Source organism: Castellaniella sp. GW247-6E4 (assembly GCF_040276065.1).
Lineage (GTDB): Bacteria > Pseudomonadota > Gammaproteobacteria > Burkholderiales > Burkholderiaceae_B > Castellaniella.
The window spans coordinates 213,899-239,806 of the sequence record NZ_JBELOI010000001.1 but is presented as its reverse complement, the minus strand read 5'-3'; the positions used below and the strand labels follow the sequence as shown (position 1 = coordinate 239,806).

The window sequence follows — 25,908 nt, the reverse complement described above, 5'->3', positions numbered from 1 at the left end:
GGCGGCGAAGCCGCACGCATCCGACATGTCCTTCAAGACGCAATCCTCGAAACTGCCCAGGCTCCGCCTGGGACTCTTCAGCCGCTCCTTTCTGCTGCTCGCCACTCTGATGCTCGTCAGTCTGGGCGCATGGCTGCAGGTCGTCTTCAACATCGAGGAAGGCCCGCGCGCCGCCCAGATGGCGCAGCGCGTGGCCACGACCGTGAGCATTACCCGCTCGGCGCTGATCTACGCGCCGCCCCAGGTGCGCCCGGCCCTGCTGCTGGATCTGGCCACCAAGGAGAGCCTGCGGGTGCAGCCGCGCGAGCACGCCGACGTGCTCGAGCCCCTGCCTCACACCGACTACTGGCAGCACGTCGGCAAAGAAATCCGCAACCGGCTGGGCAGCCAGACCGCCATGATGTGGTCAGTCAACAACGTCCCCGGCATCTGGATCAGCTTCCACATCGATGAGGACCAGTACTGGCTGGTGTTCGATCGCGATCAACTGCGCCTGACCACCGGACGCGAATGGGTGGGCTGGGTGGCCGCGACCCTGATGCTGGCACTGCTCGGGGCGGCCATCAGCGTGCGCTTCGTGAACCAGCCCCTGGCCCAGCTCGCCAAGGTGGCGCAACAGGTGGCGCGCGGGGAAACGCCGTCAGCCCTGCCGGAAAAGGGCCCCGTCGAAATTCGCGACATGAACATCGCCTTCAACCGCATGGCCAGGGACTTGCGCCAAAACGAAGCTGACCGCGAGATCATGCTGGCCGGCATCTCGCACGACCTGCGCACCCCCCTGGCGCGCATGCGCCTGGAAATCGAGATGAGCCGGGTCAGCGACGAGACCCGCCAGGCCATCGACGAGGATCTGGCCCAGATCAACCACAGCATCGGCCAGCTCATGGAGTACGCCCGCCCAGCGGGCGCGGTGCCCGAGGCTGGCATCGATGTCTCGCGAGTCCTGCAGGACCTGTTCGAGCGCGAGCGCAGCCACACCGAATCGCTGGGCGGCGAGCTCTCGGCCCGCATCGAACCCAACATGCAGGCCCGCATCAGCGCCAACGACCTCAAGCGTATCGTCAGCAACCTGATCGAGAACGCCCGCCGCTATGGCCGCAGCCTGGTCGATGATCGTGCCCACATCGTCCTGCACGCCTACCAGTCGGGCAATATGCTGCGCATCGACGTGCAGGACCAGGGCACGGGCATCCCGCAGGCCGACATCCAGCGTCTGCTGCGGCCCTTCGCGCGCGGCGAATCGGCCCGCACCGGCGTCAGCGGCGCGGGCCTGGGCCTGGCCATTGTCGAGCGCCTGCTGGGGCAGGTGGGCGGCAAGTTCGAGCTGATCTCGCGCCCGCCCGGCGGCCTGCTGGCACGTATCGAAATCCCCAAGACGCGAGCGCGGCCGGGCGACAAGGGCTTGGCGTAAAATGGCCCGGCGGACTCCGGCAGCCGCGACTCAACACACAGGAGCCCCGATGAAAACCATAGGCGACAGACTGGACGCATTCCGGGTGACCGGCGTGAAACCAGGCTTCAATCACCATGAGGAAAACGGCGTTTCGGCTTTCGAGGACATCACCGAAAGCTCATTCCCGGGCAAATGGAAGGTCATCTACTTCTATCCCAAGGACTTCACGCTGGTGTGCCCCACCGAGATCGCGGGCTTCAACCAGCTCGCCGACGCTTTCGAGGAACGCGACGCCGTTCTGATGGGCGGTTCGACCGACAACGAATACGTCAAGCTCGCCTGGCGGCGCGAACACCCCGACCTCAGCAAACTCAACCACTACCAGTTCGGCGACACGACGGGCTCACTCGTCGATCAGCTCGGAATCCGCGAAAAATCCGAGGGCGTGGCGCTGCGCGCCACCTTCATCGTCAACCCCGACAACATCATCCAGCACGTCTCGGTCAACAACTTCAATGTCGGCCGCAATCCCGAGGAAACCCTGCGCATCCTCGATGCCCTGCAAACCGACGGCCTGTGCGCATGCAACCGCGCCATCGGCGGCGCCACGCTCTAGCGGTCTGTTTGCCTAATCCGACGGGCGCGCCAACAGGGTCACCGCACTGGCGGCAATCCCCTCGCGGCGGCCCAGATAGCCCAGGCCCTCGTTGGTCTTGGCCTTGATGTTCACGCAGGCAACGTCCAGATCCAGGTCCTCGGCGATATGCGCCGCCATGGCCGCAGCGTGCGGCCCGACGCGTGGCGCCTGGGCGTGCACGGTGGCATCCACGTTGACCACCGCCCAGCCCGCCGCGCGCGCCATGCGCGCGGCCTCGCGCAGAAACATCCGGCTGTCGGCCCCGGCCCAGCGCGGATCGCGATCCGAGAAATGCCGGCCGATGTCGCCCAGTCCGGCCGCGCCCAGCACCGCGTCGGTCACGGCGTGCAACAGCACGTCCGCGTCTGAATGGCCCACCAGCCCGCGGTCATGGGGGATGCGCACCCCACCGATGATCAGCGGCAGGCCCTCGGCCAGGGCATGCACGTCGTAGCCCTGGCCCACCCTGAAAGGAATGTCTCTCGTCACGCTTCGTCCTCCTGCGGGCGCCCCTGCCCGCCCGTCCCCGCGAGGGGTGCCGGCCCACCACCGCCCAGGACCTGCTCGAACCAGTCGAAATCCTCGGGCCAGGTGAGTTTTTCATTCGCCCGTGCACCACGCACCAGCAGCGGCGCCTCGTCGGTCCCGGCCCACTCCACGGCCGAGGCCTCGTCGGTCACGCGCGCATCGCCGGCGCTGGCAAGCAGGGCGTCCAGCAGCACACCCGCACGAAACATTTGCGGCGTCTGCGCGAGCCACAGGCCCTCGCGCGCCAGCGTGCACGCCACCACCGGCGGCACGCCGTCCGCCGGATCCGGCGCGGCGGCACGCTTGACCGTGTCGGCCACCGGCAGGGCCAACAGCCCGCCACGCCCGTGCCGCCAGCAGGCATCGATCAGGCGCGCCAGCGCCTCGCGCGACAGGCCCGGGCGCGCCGCGTCGTGGACCATAACCCATGCCTCGCGCGGCAGCGCGGCATCCCGCAAGGCCGCGCACACCGTATCGGCACGCGTGGGCCCGCCGCAGGGTCGCCAGACCGTGCGCGGCAGTCCCGCGAGCGCATCCGCCGCCCAGACATCCGCCGCCGATACCGCCACGCGGACCTGAGCCACGCGCGGCTCGGCCAGCAAGGCCCGCACCGTGCGGCGCAACATCGCCTCGCCGGCAAGGCGGCGATACTGCTTGGGCAGACCGTCGGCCATCGCCGCGCGGGATCCCAGGCCCGCCGCCGGTACGAGGGCGGTCACGGATTTTTCATTCATCATCATAGCGGCCGATTTTAGCCGAGGGCGCCGGCCCGCACCCGTGCCGATGGTCTTTAAGAGGGGCGTCTCACGTTCTGCTGGATGGACAGGCGCACGACCGCGCCCGGCAGGCCGGCCTGGAGCGCTTTCAGGCCCTCGACCGTTTGCGCAAAACTCCCATACCGCACAATGATGATGCCGGTCGGCGCAAAGTACTGCACCGACATGGGCCGAGGCCCCCCGCCGGCCGCTGCCAGCACTTGGTCCTCGGCAGCCTGCGTGACCATCACCTCGTGGTGGCTGGCGGCCACCACGCCCCGTTCATCGAGCAGCAAACTGCCCCGTCCGTCCGCGGTCTTCTGCGGCAACAAGCGATAGCGATCCGCTCCCGTATCATAGACAGGCAGGTCCCCCAGGGCCTCGACCTGCGTCGATGAGAGCCGCTGTCCCGGGGCGAGCGGCGCCGCCTGACAGGCCAGCGCCAAGGCGCATCCCGCCAATCCAAGGGCGAGTCGTGTAATTGCGAGCATAGGACGCTCCCGCGGATGAAAGGGTTTCATTGCGCGATGATACGCGCCTCGAGCGCAAACTCGTAAGCGGCCGGGCCACCGCCCTCGAGGGACGAGCAAGGCGTCCATCCCGCCGGAAGGCCATGATCGGGATTGGCCGCGAGGAGGAAGACCTGCCAGTTCCCCCGGGCCGGCTCGCCGTAGAAGGCCACGGAGCTCAAGCCGTAATCCTTGAAGGAAGCCACGCCATCCTTGCGGAAGTGGTCGTTGGGCAGCTTGAGCAGCGAAACGGTGCCCGACGGCGAACGCACGGCGATGCCCATCGAGCCCAGGCAGACCTTCTCGGCGGTCAGGCGCAACTGGAACAAGTCGACGGCCTGCTCGGGTGCCGCGAAAGTCCCCAGCAGAGTCACCACCCCATAGGGGAACGCGCCCGATGTGGCCAGGCTCCGCTCGGCGATCGTCTCGAACCCCGCCATCTTGATATCGGTGGAGCGGCCCAGCGAGGGATCCCGCCGGTAATCCCGGGCCAGGCTCACCGCCTTTTCCGCATCGGGCACGCCAAAGCCGTACCAGTTGGAATGCACATTGCCGGCGGCATTTTCCTGCCAGCCCAAATCGATCGGAACCACCGTCGAGCCATCCACGATGTCGGCGGTGCCGCCGACCACCGTCCCCAAGGTATTGTCCGTCAAGTCCATCCTCGCGCTATACGGTACATTCCCGTCGGGAGAGGCATGAATGTAGTCCGGGTCCACCCGGCGCGCCGACAGGCGCAGGATGTCGCGGACATCACGCCAGCTCAAGCCTGGATTTGCCTCCAGCATCAAGGCCACCACCCCCGAGATCGTGGGCGTGGCCGCCGAGGTGCCGTTCATGTAGTTGTAGTCGCAATCGGGGTTGTCCGGCACGCCATCGCGCACGGTTTCCCCACGCAGGAACGGCGTCGCCTCCCCCGCCTTGCTGTACCCTTGCGCGCAGCCCCGCAAGTCGGTGCTAAAGATCGTCGGCCCGCTATAGGGGCCGGTCTTGCCCTCGCCATAGTCGCCGCCCGAGCCGAATTCGCCGCCCAGCCCGGTGATCCAGATCACCGGACCGGCGCTGCTGTAGCTGCTCGCCTGACCAAAGGCGTTGAGGGCCGCCACCGTGATGGTGACGGGCTCGAGCGCCTCTGGATCATTGATCGGACTGGTGCAGTCATAGTAATTGTGGCCATGACCGCATTCGCTGGCGCTGAAAGAATTACCCGCGCCTTTCACATAGATCGCGCCTAGGCCGCCGCGCAATTGCTTCAGGCCACGCAGGATGGGAATCCCGGCGTCGGTGCCATTGTCATAGGCCCCGGCCGAGACAATGGCGGCATAGGGCGCATTGATGATGTGGGCCTTGCTCGACCAGGGCGCGCCGCCCAGTGCCAATGCCCGGGTGGTCGCCGAGAAGTCGCTCTGCAGATAATTGGCGGCGCCCAGCGTGACCCGCGGCGCGATGCCCATGACCCCCTCGCCATTCTGGGCGGCTGCGATCATGCCCGCCACGGCGGTGCCGTGCGGATCATCGATCGCCGAGAGGATAACCGGATAGGGATCGCTCTGCTGGGTCGTGAAATTCCACGACATGCTGTAGTCGGCGTTGGGCGCGAGGTCCTCGTTGCGCAGATCGGTGCCGGTGTCGAGCACCAATACCTTGACCCCCTGGCCCTTGATGCCTTGCCGGTGCACCGGCTCGACGTTCAGATCCAGCCCGCCGCCGAAGGTGTCCGGATAATCATTGAAATAGCTGTCCCTGTAATTGAGGGCCCACTGGAAGGTGTACAGGGGCTCGGTCGCCCCGGTCTTGCAGGCGTGAGGGCCGTCCTCGAGGCAGGACGCGGCCACGGGGCCCCGCCCATCCCCACCGCCATCGCAAGCCGCGAGCAGCAGCGCCATCGTGGAGAGCAGGCAGTACCGCAGCGTCGTTCCGAGTGTCATCCGATGTCGCCCCAGCCAATGAAGGTCCGCCGGATGCTACTAAACATGGACGCCGATTGCTATAGGCGTCAGCCATCAACTCTTCAACGGTCCAGCCCACGGCGATGCGCCAAAGCCGGCCGGACGCAACGGTATAATCCCCAGCCTGATGACCCGCCCCACCTCCCCTCTCGACATTCCCTCGATCGCGCCCACTCTGGCGGCCCTCAGGCCCGGGCAACGCTACGTCCAGCCCCGGCCGCCGGGCTCGGGCGACGCCTGCCTGATCGCCGGGCTGGCGCGCGCGGCGGGCAGGCCGCTGGCCGCCCTGTGCGCCGACCCGCTGGCCGCGCGCCGCCTGGCCGACGAGATCCCGCTGTTCGATCCCGATCTGCGGATCCGGCTCCTGCCGGATTGGGAAACTCTGCCCTATGATGGCTTCTCGCCGCACCAGGACCTGATCTCGGAGCGCCTGCGCACCCTGCACGCCCTGACCCAGGGGGCGGTGGACGTCCTGATCGTGCCGGTCACCACGGCCCTGTACCGCCTGGCGCCGACCGCCTTTCTCGCAGCCTACACGTTCAGTTTCCGGCAAGGCGACACCCTGGACGAGGGCCGGCTGCGCGAACAGCTCACCCTCGCCAGCTACAACCATGTCACCCAAGTGACCGCCCCGGGAGAATTCTGCATCCGGGGCGGCCTCATCGACCTGTTCCCGATGGGCTCGGTGCTGCCCTACCGCATCGATCTGTTCGACCGCGAAATCGAGTCGATCCGGAGTTTCGACATCGACACCCAGCGCAGCCTGTATCCGGTGCGCGAGATCGAGCTGCTGCCCGGCCGCGAATTCCCCATGGACGAGGAATCGCGCGGACGCTTCCGCTCACGCTTTCGCGAAGTCTTCGAGGGCGATCCGTCCCGCGCCCTGCCCTACAAAGACATCGGCAACGGCATCGCCTTCGCGGGCGTCGAATACTATCTGCCGCTGTTCTTCGAGCACACCGCCACCCTGTTCGATTACCTGCCCGGCGACACCCTGGCCATCACCCTGGGCGATGCGCCGGCGGCCATCGCCCAGTTCAGCCAGGACACGCGCAACCGCTGGCAGTTCCTGAAAGCGGATCGCGAGCGCCCGGTACTGCCCCCCGACGCCCTGTTCCTCGGCGACGACGAATTCCACGCCGGCTTGAAAGCCTTTCCTCGCCTGGCCCTCGTCGAGGGCGATCCGCGGCCCGATTTTCGACCCTGCCCCGACGTCGCCGTCAATCGCCGGGCCGAGGACCCGCTGGCCGGCCTGCGCCGGCACCTGGCGGACGGACGGCGCACCGCCCTGTGCGTCGACACCCCGGGGCGGCGCGAGACCATCGCTGAATTGCTTGCCGAGCACCGCCTGTCGCCCGATGCCGTCCATGACACTCTCCAGGACTTTTTCCAGGGCGAGGCGCGCTTCGCCCTGGTCGTCGCGCCGCTGTCCGGCGGCTTCCAGCTCACGGCCACAGACCTGGCGTTGCTGACCGAGAACGACCTATACCCCGGCCAGGCCGGACGCACCACGCGCGCACGGCGCCGCCAGGAGCGCGTCAGCGACATCGACGCCATGGTGCGCGACCTGGCCGAGCTGCGCATCGGCGATCCGGTGGTCCATGTCCAGCACGGCATCGGGCGCTACCGGGGCCTGGTCGAAATGGATCTGGGCGAGGGCCCGATCGAACTCCTGCACCTCGAATACGCCCAGGCCGCGACGCTGTACGTGCCGGTGTCGCAATTGCATCTGATCGCCCGCTACAGCGGCGCCGACCCCGAGAACGCGCCCCTGCACCCACTGGGCTCGGGCCAATGGGACAAGGCGCGGCGCCGCGCCGCGCGCCAGGCGCGCGACACGGCAGCGGAACTGCTCGCCCTGTACGCCCGGCGGGCCGCACGCGAAGGTTTCCACTTCAAGCTGCCCGCGAGCGACTACCAGGCCTTCGCCGAAGGCTTCGGCTTCGAGGAAACCCCGGACCAGGCGGCGGCCATCGCCGCCGTGATCGGCGACATGACCTCCGGACGCCCGATGGACCGCCTAGTCTGCGGGGATGTGGGCTTCGGCAAGACCGAGGTCGCTTTGCGCGCCGCCTTCCTCGCCGTCATGAACGGTCGCCAGGTCGCCCTGCTGTGCCCCACGACCCTGCTCGCCGAACAGCATGCCCAGAACTTCAGCACGCGCTTTGCCGACTGGCCCGTGCGCATCGCCGAGCTCTCGCGCTTTCGCACCGGCAAGGAAACCACGCGCGCCATCGAGGGCCTGGCCGACGGCAGCGTGGACATCGTCATCGGCACCCACAAGATTCTGTCCAAGGATGTGCGCTTCAAGCAGCTCGGCCTGGTGATCATCGACGAAGAGCACCGTTTCGGCGTGCGCCAGAAAGAAGCCCTGAAAGCCCTGCGCGCCGAGGTCGACGTGCTGACCCTGACCGCCACCCCCATCCCCCGTACCCTGGGGATGTCGCTGGAGGGCATCCGCGACTTTTCAGTCATCGCCACCGCGCCGCAAAAGCGCCTGGCCATCAAGACCTTCGTGCGCCGCGAAGACGGCAGCACCATCCGCGAGGCAGTCCTGCGCGAGCTCAAGCGGGGCGGCCAGGTCTATTTCCTGCATAACGAGGTCGAGACCATCCAGAACCGCCGCGCCCGCCTCGAGGAACTGGTGCCCGAGGCCCGCATCGCCGTGGCCCACGGCCAGATGGGCGAGCGCGAGCTCGAGGACGTGATGAAGGGCTTCTACCAGCAACGCAGCAATGTGCTGCTGTGCACCACCATCATCGAGACCGGCATCGACGTGCCCACGGCCAACACCATCGTTATCCACCGGGCCGACAAGCTCGGCCTGGCCCAGCTCCACCAGTTGCGCGGCCGCGTGGGGCGCTCGCACCACCAGGCCTACGCCTACCTGCTCACGCCCGGCGAGGACGCCATCACCGCCAACGCCAAAAAACGCCTCGAGGCGATCCAGTCGATGGAGGAGCTGGGCGCCGGATTCTTCCTCGCCATGCACGATCTCGAGATCCGTGGCAGCGGCGAAGTCCTGGGGGAATCCCAATCCGGCAACATCCAGGAAATCGGCTTTTCCATGTACAGCGACATGCTGAGCGCGGCCGTGCGCGCCCTCAAGTCCGGCGAGGAGCCCGATCTGGACTCGCCCTTCGAGACGCAATGCGAGGTCAATCTGCACGCCTCGGCCCTGCTGCCCGCCGACTACTGCCCCGACGTCCATGCCCGCCTGGGCCTGTACAAGCGCCTGTCGCACGCGGCCGACGGCGACGACATCACGCTCATTCAAGAAGAACTGGTCGACCGCTACGGCAAGCTGCCCGAGGCGGGCCAGACCCTGCTCGCCCTGCATCGCCTGCGTCTGCTCGCCGAGCCCTTGGGCGTCATTAAAATCGATGCCGGCGAGGCCCAGGCGTCGGTGCAGTTCTCCGCCAAGCCCAATATCGAGCCCCTGCGCATCATCGAACTGGTGCAGCAAGACCGCAACGTGCGTCTCAACGGTCCCGACCGCCTGAAGATCACCTACGGCGCCACGGTGGACGTGCCGGGCCGCATCCGGACGCTGCGCGGCGTCCTGCAGCACCTGGGCGGCACAGCGCAATAAGCCGCCGGGCGGCCGCCGCCCGCATCACCATACAGGCATGCACCGCCGCCGCGCGCGGGGTCCATGCATCCCCACAATATCATTGAATCAATAACGATTCTCGTTTAGAATTCATTTCCTTAATGAGAATGATTTTCATAACTTTTATCAACAACGGGAGAGGGAAATTGGAATCGTACATTGAGCCACAACCCGGAAAGCTCGAACCGCGGTTTGGAAAATTAACCGGCGGGCTCGCGACAGCACTGGCGACCCCGACGCTGTTCCTGCTGCCCCAGGCGGCACAGGCGCAAGCGAGCCCCACGGAGCTCAGTCCGGTCAAAGTCCAGGGTGAAAAGCCCGCCCCCTTCCTGGTCACCGAGTCGGCATCGCCCAAATTCACCGCACCCGTCCTGGACACGGCCAAGTCCGTGCAGATCATTCCCCAAGAGCTGATCCAGAGCCAGGCCGCCACCACGCTGACCGACGTGTTGCGCAATTCCCCGGGCATCACCTTCGGCGCCGGCGAGGGCGGCAACCCGCTGGGCGACCGCCCCTTCATCCGAGGCTATGACGCCCAATCCAGCACCTTTGTCGACGGCATGCGCGACATCGGCGCCACCTCGCGCGAGGTTTTCAATCTGGAGCAGGTCGAGGTCATCAAGGGCGCGGACGGCGCCTACGCCGGGCGCGGCGGCGCCGGCGGCAGCATCGACCTGATCAGCAAGACCGCCAAGCTGCGTGATTTCACTGATGTGTCCCTGGGCTTCGGCACCGCCAAGTACTTTCGCCAGACGGTGGACAGCAACTGGAAATTGGGCGAAACCACGGCCTTTCGCCTGAACGCGATGAACCACAATCAGGACGTCGATGGCCGCGACACCGTGGACTACAGCCGCTGGGGCGTGGCGCCGACCATCAGTTTCGGCCTAGGCACGCCCACCCGCGTGACGCTGAGCTATTTCCACATGGAATCGGACGACACGCCCGATGGCGGGATGCCGTACACAATCTCCAAAAAGGGCGCCAACGATCCCAATTTTCACCGCACACCGATCAGCACGATCGACCGCAATAATTTCTACGGCCTGGAAAGCGACTACCGACGCACACGCAACGACATGGGTACCCTGCTGCTCGAGCACGACTTCAGCGACCGCCTCACCCTGCGCAACCAGACCCGCTATACACGCGCCACGCAGCGCTACGTCTGGACCCAGCCCGACGACAGCAAGGGCAATGTCAACGACGGCATGGTCTGGCGCCGCAACAACAACCGCGACAGCCGGGTCAGCACCTGGGCCAATCAAACGGAACTGTTGGGCGAATTCACCGCTGGTGGTTTCAAGAACCGCTTCCTGACCGGCATCGAGCTCTCTGCAGAGGACGGCCGCAAGGACAGCCTGAACATCGATCGCGGCAACAGCAATTGCCCCGCCGGCATCGGTGCCGCCGGTAACTACACGTGCACCAGCCTCTACAACCCCAACCCCGGCGACCCCTGGGTCAATCCCCTGAACGGCGGTCCCAAGGGCGAGCCGACCTATACCCGCACCTTGACGAAATCGATCTATGGCTTCGATACGATCGAGTTCACCGAGCAATGGCAAGCCACGGTCGGTCTGCGCGTGGACGATTACGAGACCCGCCTGGATCAGTACAACCAGGATCGCGTCAGCCGCCACGATACGCTCTTCAATTACCAGCTCGGCCTGGTCTACAAGCCGGCACCCAACGGCAGCCTCTACGTGTCCTACGGCACCTCGTCCACCCCGGCGGGCGCCGCTCTGGGCGAAGGCAGCGAAACGCAGAGCCTGACGCCGGGCCGCGGCGGTGTCGGCACGAATGCCGCCGACCTCGCCCCCGAAAAGAACCGCACGATGGAGTTGGGCACCAAATGGGACCTGATCGAAGGACGCCTGGGCCTAACGGCCGCCGTCTTCCGGATCGAGACCACCAATGCGCGCATCACCCAGCCCGACAATACCTACGCCATGGCGGGCGACAAGCGCGTGGACGGATTCGAGCTCGGCCTCTCGGGCAGCATCACGCCACAATGGCAGGTCTATGGCGGCTATACCCACCTGAAGAGCCGCATCGGCGACGATGGCAAGACGGGCGCCGCATCCAACGCGGGCAATGCCTTCCCCAACACGCCGGAACACAGCTTCAGCCTGTGGAACACCTACGCCTTCACACCGCAATTGACGGCCGGGGTCGGCGCCACCTTCGTGGACAAGCAATACGGCAACGAGGCCAACACCAACAGCATCCCGTCGTACTGGCGCTTCGATGCCATGGTGGGCTACCGGTTCACCAAGACGGTGGACCTGCAAGTCAACGTGAACAACCTGTCGGACGAAACCTACTACGACAAGGCCTACCCCTCGCACTACGCCTCGATCGCCCCGGGCCGCTCGGCCGTCGCCACCTTGAACCTGCACTTCTGACCATGGCCGGCAATGCGCTTCATGACGCCGGCACGGCATCCGGGGCGCTGAATGGCCATGCCATCAACCAGGCCACGCCCGAGACCCTGGCCGCCGACTTGCAACGCATTCTGGCCGGCCCGCCCGAACAGGCGGCCGCCACCTTGCGCGCCGCCGCCGAGGGCGGCGTCGTCCAGGCTCAGCTCGTCTACGGCCAATGGCTGCTGGACGGGCGAGGGGTCGCACGCGACGCCGCCCAGGCCGTGCAATGGTTCGAACATGCCGCCCGCAAGGGCGAACCCATGGCGCTGAACATGCTGGGCCAATGTCACGCTCAAGGGTGGGGCACGCCCGCCAACCCCCTGATGGCAGCCTACTGGTACCGGTTGGCCGCCCAGGGTGGTCTGGACTGGGGCATGTACAACTATGCGACCGCCCTGGCGCTGGGCCGCGGTGTCACCGAGGACCGCGCCGCCGCCCTGGACTGGTTCCACCGGGCGGCCGCCCTGGGCCACGCCAAATCCATCAATATGATTGGCGGTTTTCACGAGGACGGTTGGGTCGTGCCGAAAAACGACGCCCTCGCATTGAACCACTATCTGCGAGCCGCCGAAGGGGGCGACTTCCGCGGGCAATTCAATGCGGCCCGCCTGCTCATTGCTCAGGGCCGGCTGGACGAGGCCATGCGCTGGTTGCGCGCGGTCCCACAGACCGCCACCACGGCGTTCCTCGACAAGGCCGCCGCATGGCTGCAGCGGCAGGCCACCGCGACACTGCACGAGATTGCCCAAGCCTATCGGAAACACCCCTGACGCGCGCAAGGGCCGGCCGCACGCGCCACGACGCACGAGACCGAAAGCGCACAGGAACCTCAGCGCACCGTCGCCAGCCTGAACCAATTCAGAATGGCGTCCAAGGGGCTGTAGTCCAGGGCGAAGCGCGCCTGGGCGCGCACCGCCGGCTTGGCCCGGTAGGCCACGGAATACGCCGCGTGCGCCATCATCCGCAGGTCGTTGGCGCCATCACCCACCACGATGATCTGCTCGGGCGCGGCGCCCAGCCGGGCCGCTGCGTCCGCCACATGGTCGGCCTTGGCCTGGCCGTCCACGATGTCGCCCAGCACCCGCCCAGTCAACACCCCATCGATGATCTCGAGTGTGTTGGAATGGGCCTCGGCCAAGCCCAGACCGCGGCGCAGGCGCTCGGTGAAATAGGTAAAGCCCCCGGACACGAGCAGCGTATGCAGCCCGCAGGCCCGCGCCACCTCGACCAGCCGTTCAGCCCCGGGATTGAGGGCCAGGCGTTCATCGAACACGCGCTGCAGGGCCGATTCAGGGACCCCGCGCAGCAGGGCCACCCGGCGGCGCAGGCTCTCGCTGAAATCGGCGATCTCGCCACGCATGGCCGCCTCGGTGATGGCCGAGACCTCGGCCTTGCGCCCGACCATATCGGCGATCTCGTCGATGCACTCGATATTGATCAGCGTCGAATCCATATCCATCGCCAGCAGCTTGCAACTGCGCAACGGCACCAGTCGATCGAGGTGAGCCGCGTCGATGCGGCGCTCGCGGCACACCACGAGCGCCTCGTCCAGGCCGTCCGGATCCACGTCGAGAATGCGCACATGAGTCGGCCCGACCTCTTGCACGCCGCCGGCGTTGAGCAGCGCGGCAATGCGTTCGATGTCGGCCGGCAGGAGGTTGGGGGCTTGCAGGATCAGATGGGACATGGCGATACGGACGGCGGGGGCTGGCGGGGATGCCGGTGATTGTACCTACACATTCCATCCGGAATTTCCCTGTATTCGCCATTCCACAATTAAAACAGGATTGATTATTATTTGCATTATTATAATATTCGGCGACAACGTTCTCGACATCCCAATCATGCTGCTGTCCATCCCCGACCTGTTGACCCAGGAACAAACCCGCCAGTGCCGCGCCGCCCTCCAGGAGGCGGCCTGGATCGATGGCCGCGACACGGCCGGCCACGTCGCCACGCGGGTCAAGGACAACCGGCAATTGCCGCTGGACCACCCAGCCGCCCAGACATGGGGCCAGGTCATCGTTCAGGCCCTGTCGACGAACCCGATCTTCATGTCGGCCGCCCTGCCCCAGCGCATCCTGCCGCCGCGCTTCAACCGCTATGAAGGCGGCGAGGCCTATGGCTTCCACATCGACAACGCGATCTTCCAGGCGCCGAACGCCGCCACGCGCGTGCGCAGCGATATCTCCACCACGGTGTTCCTCAGCGATCCCGACGAGTACGAGGGTGGCGCGCTCATCATCCGGGACACCTATGGCGAACACAGCATCAAGCTGCCGGCCGGCCACGCCGTCGTCTATCCCGGCACCAGCCTGCACCGCGTCACCCCCGTGACACGGGGCGTGCGCTACGGCTCGTTCTTCTGGACCCAGAGCCTGGTGCGCGACGATGGCCGCCGCGCCCTGCTGCTGGAACAGGACGTCGCCATCCAGCGCCTGATCCAGGCCGGCGCCGACCCCGAGGTGGTCGCGCAACTGACCGGCGTCTACCACAACCTGCTGCGCATGTGGTCCGAGCTATGACCCAGCCACTCTGCGCCCAGGACTACGCCGACCTCGCGCAGGCACGCCTCGACCCCGCCGTCTGGGCCTGGCTGGAATCAGGCGGCGCCGACCAGATCACCGCCAGACAAAATCACGCCGCCTTCGAGGCGGTCCGGCTGCGCGGTCGAGTGCTGCGCCCGCTCGCAGGGGCACATACCCGGCTGACGATCGGCGGCCAGGCCCTCGCCCATCCCATTCTGATCGCACCCTCGGCCTGGCACGGCCTGCTCCACCCCGAGGGCGAGCGCGCCACCGCGCTGGCAGCGGCGGCGACCGGGACGCCGCTGGTCCTCAGCGCCCAGTCGGGCACCGCCATCGAGGACCTGGCCGCCATGGCGCCGGCTCCGGCCCTGTGGTTCCAGCTCTATGCCCAGGCGCGGCGCGAGGACACCCTGGCCCTGGCCAGCCGCGCCTTGCAGGCAGGCGCCCGCGCCCTGGTCCTCACCGTGGACGCCCCGGTCAACGGCGTGCGCAACGCCGAGCAGCGCAGCGGCTTTCGTGTCCCGCCCCATATCCGCTCGGCCCACCTCGAGGGCCTGTCCCCGGCCTCGGCCCGCGCGACTCCGCCCGGCGGCAGCCCGCTGTTCAACAGCGGCTTGCTGGATGCGGCACCGACCTGGGCGGACGTCGCCTGGCTACGTGCGCAGTTCCCCGAGGCCACGCTCTGGCTCAAGGGCATTCTGGACCCCGTCGACGCACGCCAGGCCTTGTCCACCGGCATCGACGGGATCATCGTCTCCAACCACGGCGGCCGCTGCCTGGACACCCTGCCCGCGACCCTCGAGGCCCTGCCCGCCATCGCGCGGGCCATCGGGGACCGCATGCCGATCCTGCTGGATGGCGGCATCCGCCGCGGCACCGACATCCTCAAGGCCCTCGCGCTGGGCGCGCAGGCCGTCCTGATCGGCCGGTCGGCCCTGCATGCACTGGCCGTCGGCGGCGCCCCCGCCCTCGCCCACCTGATCCAGGTGCTGCGCGGCGAGCTCGAGGTCGCCATGGCGCTCACCGGCTGCAGGACCCTCGACGACATTGGCCCGGACGTCCTCTGGAAGGCGTGAGCCCGCTCGGGGACCCGGCGCCCAGGCGACGAACGATATAGGGGGCGGATGGGCACAACACGCCAGGCCGCGAGGGCCTCGGCGGACAGGACATCAGGTCGACTTTCGGCCCGCGCCCTTGCGGCGCTTGAGCATGTAGCGGAACACGAACCCCGGGTACCCCATCACCAGGAACAGGCTGAGGCTGACGGCATAGAACTCCCAGGTCCGGGCAAAGGCGTTGCCCAGGTTCAGCTCTAGAGCGAGGCCCAAGGTGCCGACCAGGACATAGCACACGAGGGTTTCCAGCAGCCGGTCGAAGAACGACTTGGGCACGCCCTGCGCAGCGGCGCGCCAGCCTGGCAGGGCCAGCAGGCCGGCCGCCAGCGCGCAGACCAGGACCAGCTTGAGCAGGAACAGCGGCGCGGTGTCGCCGCCGCCCGCGAAAGCGCCGCCCACCAGGATCAGGGTGCCCTGGACCCAGGCCGCCGCCAAGGCGAAAAACAGCAGACAACGCAGCCACCGTCTGCCCGCCCCCGCCGCGCCGGCCTCGAGCCAGGGCAGGGACACCAGCGGGCGCTCGATCACAAACGGCAGATTGGCCGCGACCAGTGCCAGCACGATGACGGACCAGGCGGCGGCCGACAAGTCCATCTTAGAATTTCAGCGAGTGCTGGATGACTTGTACGCACAAGGTCATCAGCCCGCCCGGCAAGATCCCCAGGCCGATGACGAGCAGGCCGTTCAGGGACATGACGCCGCGGGTCGCCATCGTGCCGGCCTCGAGGGTCACGCCGTCCTCGGGTTCGTCGAAATATGCGACCTTGACCACGCGCAGGTAGTAGAACGCGCCGATCAGCGAAAACATCACGGCGATCACCGCCACGACCACATGGCCCGCGCCGACGAGGGACTGCAGCACGGCAAGTTTCGCGTAAAAGCCCGACAGCGGCGGGATGCCCGCCAGCGAGAACATGGACAGCATCAGTACGCCGGCCAACAGCGGATTACGCCGATTCAGCCCCTTGAGATCGGAGATCTCCTCGCACTCGAAGCCCTGGCGGCTGAACAGCAGGATCAGGCCGAAAGTGCTGAGCGTGGTCAGCACATAGATCACCACGTAGAACAGCGAGGCGCCGTAGGCCTGGGCGCTCGCGCCCGGCTGGCCTTCATGCACGCCCGACAGCAGCCCGAGAAAGACGAAACCCATCTGCGAGATCGTCGAATACGCCAACATGCGCTTGAAATTGGTCTGAGCGATGGCCACGATGTTGCCGATCGCCAGCGACAGCACCGCCATGATCAACAACATGGGCTGCCAGTCCACCGCGATACCGTGCAATGCCTCGATCAGCAGGCGCAGGGTGATGGCAAAGGCCGCGAACTTGGGGGCCGCGCCCACCAGCAGCGTCACCGTCGTGGGCGAGCCCTGGTAGACGTCGGGCGTCCACATGTGGAATGGCGCCGCCGTGAGTTTGAAGGCCAGGCCCGACACGATGAACACCACCCCGAACACCAGCGGCAGACGATCCGCGCCGCCGTCGCGAATGACCTGGGCGATCTGCTCGAGCCCGAGGTGCCCGGTCGCGCCGTAGATCATCGACATGCCGTAGAGCAGGATACCCGAGGCCAGGCACCCCAGCACGTAGTATTTCATCGCCGCCTCGGTGGCTGGCAGGTGCTCGCGGCGCAGGGCCACCAGGGCGTAGAGCGCGAAGGACATGAGCTCGACGCCCAGGTACACGGTGAGCATGTTGCCCGCCGAGATCATGATGAACTCGCCCAGCAGCGCGAGCAGCGCCAGGGAATAGAGCTCGCCGCCGTTTGCGACCATGTCGCGTTTTTCAGCGTAGGCACGGCCGTAGACCAGCGTCACCGCCACCGCGATACAAGACAGGATCTTGAGGAAATGCCCAAAGGAATCCGTGACGTACAGGCCGCTGAAGGTGCGCCCCTGGACGTCCTCGCCCCACTGGCCCCAGGACACCAGGACCAGCACGAACAAGGTGGCCATGGTCAGCATGAAGGTCATGCGCCGCTGCGGCTCGCGGCCGAAAGCGTCGATCAGCAGCACCGCGCCGGTCAGGACCAGCAGCACGATCTCGGGCGTAGCCAGGGCGAAGTCGAATGGATTTTGCATAATGATTCAGGCCTACAATTTCGAGATGGACACGTGTTGCAGCAGCGCCTGCACCGAGGGGTGCATGAGGTCCGTAAAGGGCTTGGGATAGATCCCCATGAACAGCGTCAGGATCGCCAGCAGGCCCAGGATCAGAAACTCGCGGCTGCACAGGTCCGACATCCCGCCCACCTGTTCGTTGGCCACCGGACCGAAGGCGACGCGCTTGAGCATCCACAGCGAATACCCCGCGCCCCAGATCAGGGCGGTCGCCGCCAGCAGGCCGATCCAGAAGTTGTACTCGACCGCGCCCAGGATCACCGTGAACTCGCCGATGAAACCGCTGGTGCCCGGCAGGCCGGCGTTGGCCATCGAAAACAGCACGAAGAACGTCACGAAGCGCGGCATGCGGTTGACCACGCCGCCGTAGGCATCGATGCGCCGCGTATGCAGGCGGTCGTACATCACGCCGATGCACATGAACATGGCGCCCGAGACGAAGCCGTGCGAGATCATCTGGACAATCGCGCCTTCGAGGCCGGTCACGTTGAAGACGAAGAATCCCAGCGTGACGAAGCCCATGTGCGCCACCGACGAATAGGCGACGAGTTTTTTCATGTCGTCCTGAACGATCGCCACCAGGCCGATGTAGATCACCGCGATCAGCGACAGCGCGATCATCAGGCCAGCGAGGCTGTGCGAGGCGTCGGGAGCGATGGGCAACGAGAAGCGCAGGAAGCCATAGGCGCCGAGTTTCAGCATGATGGCAGCCAGCACGATCGAGCCGCCCGTGGGCGCTTCGACGTGGGCGTCGGGCAGCCAGGTGTGCACCGGCCACATCGGAACCTTGACCGCGAAGGCCGCCAGCAGCGCCACGAAGATGAACACCTGCTCGGTATAGCTCAGACGCACGTTGTGCCAGGTCTGGACGTCGAAGGAACCGCCGGCCGCATGCCAGAGGTAGATGAAGGCGATCAGGGTCAGCAGCGAGCCCAGCAGCGTGTAGAGAAAGAACTTGAAGGCCGCGTACACGCGATTGGGCCCGCCCCAGGCGCCGATGATGATGTACATCGGGATCAGGGTGGCCTCGAAGAACACGTAGAACAGCATGCCGTCCAGGGCGCAGAACACACCGATCATCAGCCCCGAAAGGATCAGAAAGGACGCCATGTACTGCGCCACGCGGGACTTGATGACCTCCCATCCCGCCAGAATCACGATCAGGGTGATGAAGGCGGTCAGCAACACGAACCACACCGAGATCCCGTCGATCCCCAGGTGGTAGTTCATGGCGAAGGCCTCGATCCACGGCGTGTTTTCGACGAACTGCATCTGGGCCGTGCCAGCGTCGAAGCCCGTGTACAGCGGCAGGGTCACCAGCAGCCCGGCGATGGACCCCACCAGCGCCAGGACGCGCGCCGGCCCCGGGTTGTCGTCGCGCCCGACCAGCAGCACCAACAGCCCGAAGACGATCGGCACAAAGATCGAGAGTGTCAGCCAGGGGAGTGTAGAGGACGCCATTTCGCTAGCCATCAGTGAACCATCAAGACGAAGAATGTGAGAAACACCATGATGCCGATGATCATGGCGAAGGCGTAATGGTAGATATAGCCCGACTGCATCAGGCGACCGGCGGCGGCCACCATGCCGACCACCCGGGCGCTGCCGTTGACGACCAGGCCATCGATCACGCCGCGGTCGCCGCCCTGCCAGAGGCCGCGGCCCAGCGCGCGCGTGGCGCGCGCAATGATCTGCTCATTGACCCAGTCGAAGTAGTACTTGTTGTCCAGCAGGCGGTAGAGGCCCGAGAACGATGTGGCGATCCGGGCGGGCACCGCCGGATTGACCAGGTAGCAGTACCAGGCGACGACGAACCCGGCGACCAGCAGCCAAAACGGCAACACCGTGAAGCCATGCAGCGCGAAGGCCACCCAGCCGTGCCACTCGTGCGCCAGCTCGGCCATCGCCGGATGCTGCGCGAGGACGACGATCGTCTGGCCGAAGTATCCGTCAAACAGCAGCGGATCGATGAACCAGACCCCCGCGACCACCGACATGACGGCGAGCAGCGCCAGCGGCAGCGTCACGACCCACGGCGACTCGCGCGGTGTGCCATGGTGCCCATCATGGCCCTCCTCGTCATGGCCATGCGCCGGCGCACCGGACGCGCCGCCGAAACGCTCTTTGCCGTGGAAGACCATGAAGTACAGGCGGAAGGAATACAGCGAGGTCACGAACACGCCGCAAAGCGTGGCGTAGTAGGCAAAGTTTGCGCCCCACACGCCGGCAGCGCCCGCCGCCTCGATGATGTGTTCCTTGGAGTAGAAGCCCGAAAAGAACGGTGTGCCGACCAGGGCCAGGGTGCCGATCAGCATGGTGAGCCAGGTGATGGGCATGTACTTGCGCAGGCCGCCCATGTTGCGCATGTCCTGGTCATGGTGCATGCCGATGATGACCGAGCCCGCGCCCAGGAACAGCAGCGCCTTGAAGAACGCGTGCGTCATCAGGTGGAAGATCGCCACCGAATAGGCCGAGGCGCCCAGGGCCACGGTCATGTAGCCCAGCTGGGACAGCGTGGAATAGGCCACCACGCGCTTGATGTCGTTCTGGACCACGCCGAGGATGCCCAGGAACAGCGCACCAAAGGCGCCGATCACGATCATCACCGCCAGCGCGGTGTCGGAGTGCTCGAACACCGGCGAGAAGCGCGCCACCATGAAAATTCCGGCCGTCACCATGGTCGCGGCGTGGATCAGCGCCGAGATCGGCGTCGGGCCTTCCATCGAGTCGGGCAGCCACACGTGCAACGGCGCCTGCGCCGACTTGCCCATGGCGCCCACGAACAGCGACAGGCAGGCCACGGTCAGCAACTGCCAGTCCGTGCCCGGAAAGGACAGGCCCGCGAGGCGGTCGGCTTGGGCGAATACCTCGCCGTAGTGCAGGCTGCCGGCGTAGGCGAACAGCAGGCCGATCCCCAGCACAAAGCCGAAGTCGCCCACGCGGTTGACCAGGAACGCCTTGAGATTGGCAAAGACCGCCGAGGGTCGGGTGTAGTAGAAACCAATGAGCAGGTAGGACACCAGGCCGACCGCCTCCCAGCCGAAGAAGAGCTGGAGCATGTTGTTGGACATGACCAGCATCAGCATCGAGAACGTGAAGAGCGAAATGTACGAAAAGAAGCGCTGGTACCCCGGATCGTCGGCCATATAGCCGATGGTGTAGATGTGCACCATCAGGGACACCGACGTGACCACCACCATCATCAGCGCCGACAGCGGGTCGATGAGGAAGCCGATCTCGAATTTGGCCGTGCCGATCAGGGACCAGGTGTAGACGGTGCCATCGAAGACCTGCCCGTCCAGCACCTGCTGCAGCACGATCAGCGAGCCCGCAAAGGAGATCGCCACCCCGAGGATGGTGATGATGTGCGAGGCGCGCCGCCCGATCCAGCTGCCCATGAATCCGGTGCCGAAGAACCCCACCACAATGGCGGTCGCCAGCGGCGCCAGGGCAATCAATAGATAAAGACTCTGTGCGTTCATGATGGCGCCTGTCATCCCTTGAGCTGGTCGAGCTTGTCGACGTTGATCGTGGAGAGGTTGCGGAACAGCAGCACCAGGATGGCCAGCCCGATGGCGGCCTCGGCCGCTGCGACCGTCAGCACAAAGAACACGAACACCTGCCCGGACAGATCGCCCGACCAGGTCGAGAACGCCACGAAGTTCATGTTGGCCGCGAGCAGGATCAATTCGATCGACATCAGCAGCACGATCAGGTTGCGCCGGTTCAGGAAGAACCCGAACACCCCCATGGAAAACAGGATGGCGCCCACGATGAGGTAATGGGTCAGGCCCAGTGTCATTTGTTTTCTCCTTCCTTGGCTTCGACCTGCGCAGGCATGCTCACCAGGCGCACCCGATCGGCGGCGCGCACGCGCACCTGCTTGGACGGGTGGGTCCGCTTGTAGTCCGCGCGCTTGCGCATCGTCAGCGCGATCGCCGAGATCATGCCCACCAGCAGAATCAGCCCGCCAATCTCGACCGCGTAGACGTAATCGGTGTACATGGTCGCGCCCAGCGCCAGGGTGTTGTCGAAATCGTCGGCAAGGGGCACCGGCGGCGGCGCGTCTCCCCACGAGCGCAGCACCACGAAGGCCATTTCCAGCACCATGATCAGACCAATGCCCAACCCCAGCGGCAGATACACCCGCATGCCCTCTTTGAGGCCCTCGGTGCGCATGTCGAGCATCATCACCACGAACAGGAACAGCACCATCACCGCCCCGACGTAGACCAGCACCAGCACCAGGGCGAGGAACTCGGCCTGGATCAGCATCCACATCATGGAGGCGGTGAAAAAAGTCAGGATCAGATGCAACACGCCGGTGACGGGGCTGGTGGCGGTAATCACGCGGAAAGCGGCGACCACCAGCACCAAGGCGAGGATGTAAAACAGTACGGTATCGAACGTCATAATCTGTGTTCCCGCTTCAACGGTAGGGCGCATCGGCCGCGCGATGCGCGGCGATCTCGGGCTCGTAGCGGTCGCCGATGGCCAGCAGCATGTCCTTGGTGTAGTACAGGTCGCCGCGCTTTTCCCCGTGGTATTCGTACAAGTGGGTCTCGACGATCGAGTCCGTCGGACAGCTTTCTTCGCAAAAACCACAGAAGATGCACTTGGCGAGATCGATGTCGTAGCGCGTGGTGCGGCGCGTGCCGTCCTCGCGCTGCTCGGACTCGATGGTGATGGCCAGGGCCGGGCAGACCGCCTCGCAAAGTTTGCAGGCGATGCAGCGCTCTTCGCCATTGGGATAGCGGCGCAGCGCGTGCAGGCCGCGGAACCGCGGCGAGGCCGGGGTCTTTTCCGTCGGGTAGCGCAGGGTGATCTTGCGCTTGAAGAAATACTTGCCCGTCAAGCGCATGCCCTCGAACATTTCCTTCAACATCAAGCTGCCGAAGAAATCCTTGATCGCTTCCATGTCGTACCCCTTATTGCCAGATGTTCCAGGGCGTCTGCATCCAGATCGCCACCACCACCAGCCAGACGCCAGTCAGCGGGATGAAGACCTTCCAGCCCAGGCGCATGATCTGGTCATAGCGGTAACGCGGGAAGGTGGCGCGGAACCAGATGAACATGGACACCACGACAAAGGTCTTGATGCCCAGCCAGAGCCAGCCCGGAATCCAGGTGAAGGGCGCGAAATCCAGCGGCGGCAGCCAGCCGCCCAGGAACATGATGGAGGCCATGGCCGAGAGCAGGATCATGTTGGCGTACTCGCCCAGGAAGAACAGGGCAAAGCCCATCCCCGAGTACTCCACCATGTGGCCGGCCACGATCTCGGACTCGCCTTCGACGACGTCGAAGGGGTGGCGGTTGGTCTCGGCCACCGACGAGACCACGTAGATGATGAACAGCGGCAGGAGCGGCAGCCAGTTCCATGACAGGAAGCTCAGGCCCATGCCGGCGAAGCGGCCCGTGCCCTGCCCCTCGACAATGCCGCTGAGGTTCAGCGTGCCCGAGACCAGCAGCACCGTCACCATGACAAAGCCGATGGCCAGCTCGTAGGACACCATCTGGGCAGCCGCACGCAGCGCGCCCAGCAGGGCGTACTTGGAGTTCGAGGCCCAGCCCGCGATGATCACGCCGTAGACGCCCACCGAGGTGATGGCCATGACGAACAAGAGACCCGCGTTGATGTTGGCCAGGACGACCTCGGGCTGAAACGGGATCACCGCCCAGGCCGCGAGGGCCGGCATCAGGGTGACCATCGGAGCCAGGACGTAGAGCACGCTGTTGGCCTGGGCCGGCACGATCAGCTCTTTGGTGAGGAGCTTGAAGACGTCGGCAAAGGGCTGCAGCAGGCCGCGGTAGCCCACGCGCGTGGGACCGAGGCGCACGTGCATGGCGCCGATCATCTTGCGTTCCCAGTAGGTCAGGTAGGCCACGCACAGAATGATGGGCACGGCGATGACGACGATCTTGATCAAGGTCCAGACCACCAGCCACGGCGTTTCGCCGATCAGGCCGGTGCCGTAGGCGTCGAGGGCGTTCAACCAGTCCATTAGATTCGCTCCACCGTGATTTGGCCCTGGCCGCAGCCCAGGGCGGCGGTCTGCTCGAATGCGCCGGCGATGCGCACGCCGCCGTCGGCCACCGCGTCGTCCAGCGCCGCCGGCAACTCGATCGCGCCATGCGCGCTGGAGATCCGCAAGGCATCACCCTCTTGCGCACCCAACGAACGCAGCGTGGCCGCGTTCATGGCGGCGCGCGGCGGCGCCGAGGCGACGTGGTCTTGCAGGGGCTGCGAGCGGCGCACCAGGGCGTCGCTGCGATAGATGGGCACCTCTGGAATGCGCTCCAGGCCCTGAACGGGCGCATGCAGGCCCGGCGCGGTGCGGATCGCGTTCGACAAGCGGCCGTCGAGCCCGCCCACCATCACAGTGTCGCGCACCGATTCGGAGGTCTCGTCGTCAAAGCCCTGGAGCTCGAACAGATTGCCCAGCACGCGCAGGACCTTCCAGGCCGGGCGGGTGTCGCCCACCGGCACGGCCACGCCCTTGAAGCTCTGGGGCCGGCCCTCGGCGTTGACGAAGGTGCCGGAGGTTTCGGTGAACGGCGCCACCGGCAACATGACATCGGCCCAGTCCTCGGCCGCCGAGCGGTACGAGGTCAGCGCCACCGCCAGCGCCGATCCCTGCAGGGCGCGCACCGCGCGCTCGCCCGGATCGCTGTCCAGGCGCGGCTCGGCGTGCAGCACGATATAGGCCTTGAGTGGTTCGGCCAGCATGCGCGCGGCGTCCAGACCGCCTTGCGCGGGTACGGCGCCGGCGAGATAGCCACCGACGGTGTTGCCGCCCGCCGTGAGGAAACCGAAGGCGCCGCCAACGGCCTGTGCCACCGCATCGGCGTTGGCCGCCAACAGGGCGGACTGCTCCGAAGCGACCGCCATATTGCCCAGCAGCACGGCGACGCGCTCGCCCGAGGCGAGACTGGCGGCGATCGCCCGGGCCGCCTCGCCCGGCTGCACGCCGGCGAAGGCCTCGGACGCCGCGCGGCCCGTCTGTTCGGCCAGCGCCACCGCCACCTCGGCCAGGGCATTGGCACAGGCCGAGGGCGCCACCGTCATGCGGGCGGTCACCGGCACCAGCGGATCGGTCGCCACAGACTCGATCAGCGAAAGCTGCATGCCGCGCTTGGCCGCCTGGCGCAGGCGCTGCGCGAGCAGCGGATGGTCCTTGCGCAGGAACGAACCCACCACCAGCACGCGGTCCAGGTCGTTCAGGCCGGCGATCGGCAGGCCCAGCCAGGGCGCGCCCGAGAGCGCGCCGTCCAGCGCGGCGCCGTCGCCGCGCAGGCGAAAGTCGATATTGTCCGAGCCCAGGGCGCGCGTCAGGCGCGCCAGCAAGGCGAGCTCCTCGAGCGTCGCGGTTTCGGTGCCGAGGGCGCCGATCTGGGCCGGGCCGGATTCCTCACGCACCTGGTTGATGCCATCAACCACGGCTTGCAGGGCGTCGGACCAGGACGCCTCGTGCCACTGGCCATCGCAGCCCTTGACCATGGGATGCTGCAGGCGGTCCTCGGTGTACAGCCCGCAATAGGCGAAACGGTCGCGGTCGCTGATCCAGCACTCGTTGACATCCTCGTTCTCGAACGGGACGACGCGCATCACACGGTCCATCTTGGTCTGGACCACGAGGTTGGCGCCCACGCTGTCGTGCGGGCTGACCGAGCGGCGACGGGCCAGTTCCCAGGTGCGCGCCGACATCATGAAGGGCTTGGAGAGCAGCGCGCCCACCGGGCACACGTCGATCATATTGCCCGAGAGCTCGGACTCGACGGCCTCGCCCACGAAGGTGGTGATCTCGGAGAACTCGCCCCGGTTGAGCATCCCGACCTCCATGATGCCGCCGATTTCTTCGCCCACGCGGATGCAGCGCGTGCAATGGATGCAGCGCTGCATCTGTTCGGCCGAGATCAGGGGGCCCATGGGCTTGTGGAAGACCACGCGCTTGGGTTCCTTGTAGCGCGAGGCGGACTCGCCATAACCCATCGCCAGGTCCTGGAGCTGGCACTCGCCGCCCTGGTCGCAGACCGGGCAGTCCAGGGGGTGGTTGATCAGCAGAAATTCCATGACGGCGCGCTGCGCGGCCACGGCCTTTTCAGAGCGCGTATGCACCACCATGCCGTTGGTGACGGGCGTCGCGCAGGCCGGCAGCGCCTTGGGCGCCTTTTCAACCTCGACCAGGCACATGCGGCAGTTGGCGGCAATGCTCAGCTTCTTGTGATAGCAGAAATGGGGGATATAAAGGCCGGCCGCATGCGCGGCCTGAATGACCATGCTGCCCTCGGCGGCTTCGACCTTGAGGCCGTCTATGGTGAGTTCTACCATGAGC

Annotated in this window: 21 protein-coding genes; 7 read left to right on the top strand and 14 right to left on the bottom strand. The window is 66.3% G+C overall.

The annotated features are described in order from the left end of the window. Positions 1-25 precede the first annotated feature (25 nt). Together ABS761_RS01090 and ABS761_RS01085 are read left to right on the top strand one after the other, a co-directional pair. Complete coding sequence (locus ABS761_RS01090; protein ID WP_350406079.1) at positions 26-1,411, top strand: ATP-binding protein; 1,386 nt, start codon at positions 26-28, stop codon at positions 1,409-1,411. A gap of 49 nt (positions 1,412-1,460) precedes the next feature. Next, positions 1,461-2,009: a peroxiredoxin gene (locus ABS761_RS01085; protein WP_350406077.1), complete on the top strand. Its 549-nt coding sequence runs from the start codon at positions 1,461-1,463 to the stop codon at positions 2,007-2,009. Between the two features lie 12 nt (positions 2,010-2,021). On the opposite strand, the gene ispF is transcribed toward ABS761_RS01085, so the two are convergent. From ispF to ABS761_RS01065, 4 genes are read right to left on the bottom strand one after another with little or no spacing between them, the layout of a single operon-like run. Continuing rightward, positions 2,022-2,519, bottom strand: a complete 498-nt coding sequence (gene ispF / locus ABS761_RS01080) for a 2-C-methyl-D-erythritol 2,4-cyclodiphosphate synthase (protein WP_350406075.1) — start codon at positions 2,517-2,519, stop codon at positions 2,022-2,024. After that, entirely contained in the window at positions 2,516-3,292 is a 777-nt protein-coding gene (locus ABS761_RS01075) for an IspD/TarI family cytidylyltransferase (protein ID WP_350406605.1), read from the bottom strand. The genes ispF and ABS761_RS01075 overlap by 4 nt, the downstream gene beginning before the upstream one ends. A gap of 56 nt (positions 3,293-3,348) precedes the next feature. After that, positions 3,349-3,804 carry a hypothetical protein gene (locus tag ABS761_RS01070; RefSeq protein WP_350406073.1) on the bottom strand — a complete coding sequence of 152 codons (456 nt, stop codon included), beginning with the start codon at positions 3,802-3,804 and terminating at the stop codon, positions 3,349-3,351. A gap of 26 nt (positions 3,805-3,830) precedes the next feature. After that, entirely contained in the window at positions 3,831-5,750 is a 1,920-nt protein-coding gene (locus ABS761_RS01065; RefSeq protein WP_350406072.1) for a S8 family serine peptidase, read from the bottom strand. Positions 5,751-5,898: 148 nt separating this feature from the next. Here ABS761_RS01065 and mfd point away from each other — a divergent pair, with 148 nt between their 5' ends. The 3 genes from mfd (at position 5,899) to ABS761_RS01050 (ending at position 12,583) form a co-directional block, all read left to right on the top strand. Beyond that, a complete protein-coding gene (mfd, locus tag ABS761_RS01060) occupies positions 5,899-9,363 on the top strand; it encodes a transcription-repair coupling factor (protein ID WP_350406070.1) in 3,465 nt (1,154 codons plus the stop codon). A 179-nt stretch (positions 9,364-9,542) separates the two neighbouring features. Beyond that, positions 9,543-11,792: a TonB-dependent receptor gene (locus ABS761_RS01055; protein WP_502881370.1), complete on the top strand. Its 2,250-nt coding sequence runs from the start codon at positions 9,543-9,545 to the stop codon at positions 11,790-11,792. A gap of 2 nt (positions 11,793-11,794) precedes the next feature. After that, positions 11,795-12,583: a tetratricopeptide repeat protein gene (locus ABS761_RS01050; RefSeq protein WP_350406066.1), complete on the top strand. Its 789-nt coding sequence runs from the start codon at positions 11,795-11,797 to the stop codon at positions 12,581-12,583. Positions 12,584-12,642: 59 nt separating this feature from the next. On the opposite strand, the gene serB is transcribed toward ABS761_RS01050, so the two are convergent. Beyond that, positions 12,643-13,506: a phosphoserine phosphatase SerB gene (gene serB, locus ABS761_RS01045; RefSeq protein ID WP_350406604.1), complete on the bottom strand. Its 864-nt coding sequence runs from the start codon at positions 13,504-13,506 to the stop codon at positions 12,643-12,645. A 151-nt stretch (positions 13,507-13,657) separates the two neighbouring features. Here serB and ABS761_RS01040 point away from each other — a divergent pair, with 151 nt between their 5' ends. Next, the gene (locus ABS761_RS01040; RefSeq protein WP_350406064.1) at positions 13,658-14,338 is read left to right on the top strand and encodes a Fe2+-dependent dioxygenase; all 681 of its coding nucleotides are present in this window, start codon (positions 13,658-13,660) and stop codon (positions 14,336-14,338) included. Next, on the top strand, positions 14,335-15,417 hold the full coding sequence (locus ABS761_RS01035; protein ID WP_350406062.1) for an alpha-hydroxy acid oxidase: 1,083 nt from the start codon (positions 14,335-14,337) through the stop codon (positions 15,415-15,417). Before ABS761_RS01040 ends, ABS761_RS01035 begins: the two co-directional genes overlap by 4 nt. Positions 15,418-15,510: 93 nt before the next feature. Here the strand turns inward: ABS761_RS01035 and ABS761_RS01030 are convergent, their stop codons facing one another. From ABS761_RS01030 to nuoG, 9 genes are read right to left on the bottom strand one after another with little or no spacing between them, the layout of a single operon-like run. Then, positions 15,511-16,050 carry a DUF2818 family protein gene (locus ABS761_RS01030; protein ID WP_350406060.1) on the bottom strand — a complete coding sequence of 180 codons (540 nt, stop codon included), beginning with the start codon at positions 16,048-16,050 and terminating at the stop codon, positions 15,511-15,513. A 1-nt stretch (position 16,051) separates the two neighbouring features. After that, positions 16,052-17,539, bottom strand: coding sequence for an NADH-quinone oxidoreductase subunit NuoN (gene nuoN, locus ABS761_RS01025; protein WP_350406603.1), 1,488 nt, complete (start codon positions 17,537-17,539; stop codon positions 16,052-16,054). Between the two features lie 9 nt (positions 17,540-17,548). Continuing rightward, positions 17,549-19,051, bottom strand: coding sequence for an NADH-quinone oxidoreductase subunit M (locus ABS761_RS01020; protein WP_350406602.1), 1,503 nt, complete (start codon positions 19,049-19,051; stop codon positions 17,549-17,551). Further along, a complete protein-coding gene (nuoL, locus tag ABS761_RS01015; protein ID WP_502881354.1) occupies positions 19,048-21,057 on the bottom strand; it encodes an NADH-quinone oxidoreductase subunit L in 2,010 nt (669 codons plus the stop codon). The genes ABS761_RS01020 and nuoL overlap by 4 nt, the downstream gene beginning before the upstream one ends. 11 nt (positions 21,058-21,068) lie before the next feature. After that, a complete protein-coding gene (gene nuoK, locus ABS761_RS01010; protein WP_350406058.1) occupies positions 21,069-21,377 on the bottom strand; it encodes an NADH-quinone oxidoreductase subunit NuoK in 309 nt (102 codons plus the stop codon). Further along, positions 21,374-21,988, bottom strand: coding sequence for an NADH-quinone oxidoreductase subunit J (locus ABS761_RS01005; protein WP_350406057.1), 615 nt, complete (start codon positions 21,986-21,988; stop codon positions 21,374-21,376). Before ABS761_RS01005 ends, nuoK begins: the two co-directional genes overlap by 4 nt. Positions 21,989-22,004: 16 nt before the next feature. Beyond that, complete coding sequence (gene nuoI / locus ABS761_RS01000; RefSeq protein ID WP_350406055.1) at positions 22,005-22,493, bottom strand: NADH-quinone oxidoreductase subunit NuoI; 489 nt, start codon at positions 22,491-22,493, stop codon at positions 22,005-22,007. Between the two features lie 10 nt (positions 22,494-22,503). After that, complete coding sequence (gene nuoH, locus ABS761_RS00995; protein WP_350406054.1) at positions 22,504-23,577, bottom strand: NADH-quinone oxidoreductase subunit NuoH; 1,074 nt, start codon at positions 23,575-23,577, stop codon at positions 22,504-22,506. Then, the gene (gene nuoG, locus ABS761_RS00990) at positions 23,577-25,904 is read right to left on the bottom strand and encodes an NADH-quinone oxidoreductase subunit NuoG (protein ID WP_350406053.1); all 2,328 of its coding nucleotides are present in this window, start codon (positions 25,902-25,904) and stop codon (positions 23,577-23,579) included. Before nuoG ends, nuoH begins: the two co-directional genes overlap by 1 nt. Positions 25,905-25,908: the final 4 nt, after the last annotated feature.

Coding starts and splice junctions, on each gene's coding strand:
- nuoL (WP_502881354.1), bottom strand. CDS start 21,057: ATGAACGCACAGAGTCTTTATCTATTGATTGCCCTGGCGCCGCTGGCG.
- ABS761_RS01050 (WP_350406066.1), top strand. CDS start 11,795: ATGGCCGGCAATGCGCTTCATGACGCCGGCACGGCATCCGGGGCGCTG.
- ABS761_RS01040 (WP_350406064.1), top strand. CDS start 13,658: ATGCTGCTGTCCATCCCCGACCTGTTGACCCAGGAACAAACCCGCCAG.
- mfd (WP_350406070.1), top strand. CDS start 5,899: ATGACCCGCCCCACCTCCCCTCTCGACATTCCCTCGATCGCGCCCACT.
- nuoI (WP_350406055.1), bottom strand. CDS start 22,493: ATGGAAGCGATCAAGGATTTCTTCGGCAGCTTGATGTTGAAGGAAATG.
- ABS761_RS01085 (WP_350406077.1), top strand. CDS start 1,461: ATGAAAACCATAGGCGACAGACTGGACGCATTCCGGGTGACCGGCGTG.
- ABS761_RS01005 (WP_350406057.1), bottom strand. CDS start 21,988: ATGACGTTCGATACCGTACTGTTTTACATCCTCGCCTTGGTGCTGGTG.
- nuoK (WP_350406058.1), bottom strand. CDS start 21,377: ATGACACTGGGCCTGACCCATTACCTCATCGTGGGCGCCATCCTGTTT.
- ABS761_RS01065 (WP_350406072.1), bottom strand. CDS start 5,750: ATGACACTCGGAACGACGCTGCGGTACTGCCTGCTCTCCACGATGGCG.
- ABS761_RS01090 (WP_350406079.1), top strand. CDS start 26: ATGTCCTTCAAGACGCAATCCTCGAAACTGCCCAGGCTCCGCCTGGGA.
- nuoH (WP_350406054.1), bottom strand. CDS start 23,577: ATGGACTGGTTGAACGCCCTCGACGCCTACGGCACCGGCCTGATCGGC.
- ABS761_RS01070 (WP_350406073.1), bottom strand. CDS start 3,804: ATGCTCGCAATTACACGACTCGCCCTTGGATTGGCGGGATGCGCCTTG.
- ABS761_RS01075 (WP_350406605.1), bottom strand. CDS start 3,292: ATGAATGAAAAATCCGTGACCGCCCTCGTACCGGCGGCGGGCCTGGGA.
- nuoG (WP_350406053.1), bottom strand. CDS start 25,904: ATGGTAGAACTCACCATAGACGGCCTCAAGGTCGAAGCCGCCGAGGGC.
- ABS761_RS01035 (WP_350406062.1), top strand. CDS start 14,335: ATGACCCAGCCACTCTGCGCCCAGGACTACGCCGACCTCGCGCAGGCA.
- ABS761_RS01030 (WP_350406060.1), bottom strand. CDS start 16,050: ATGGACTTGTCGGCCGCCGCCTGGTCCGTCATCGTGCTGGCACTGGTC.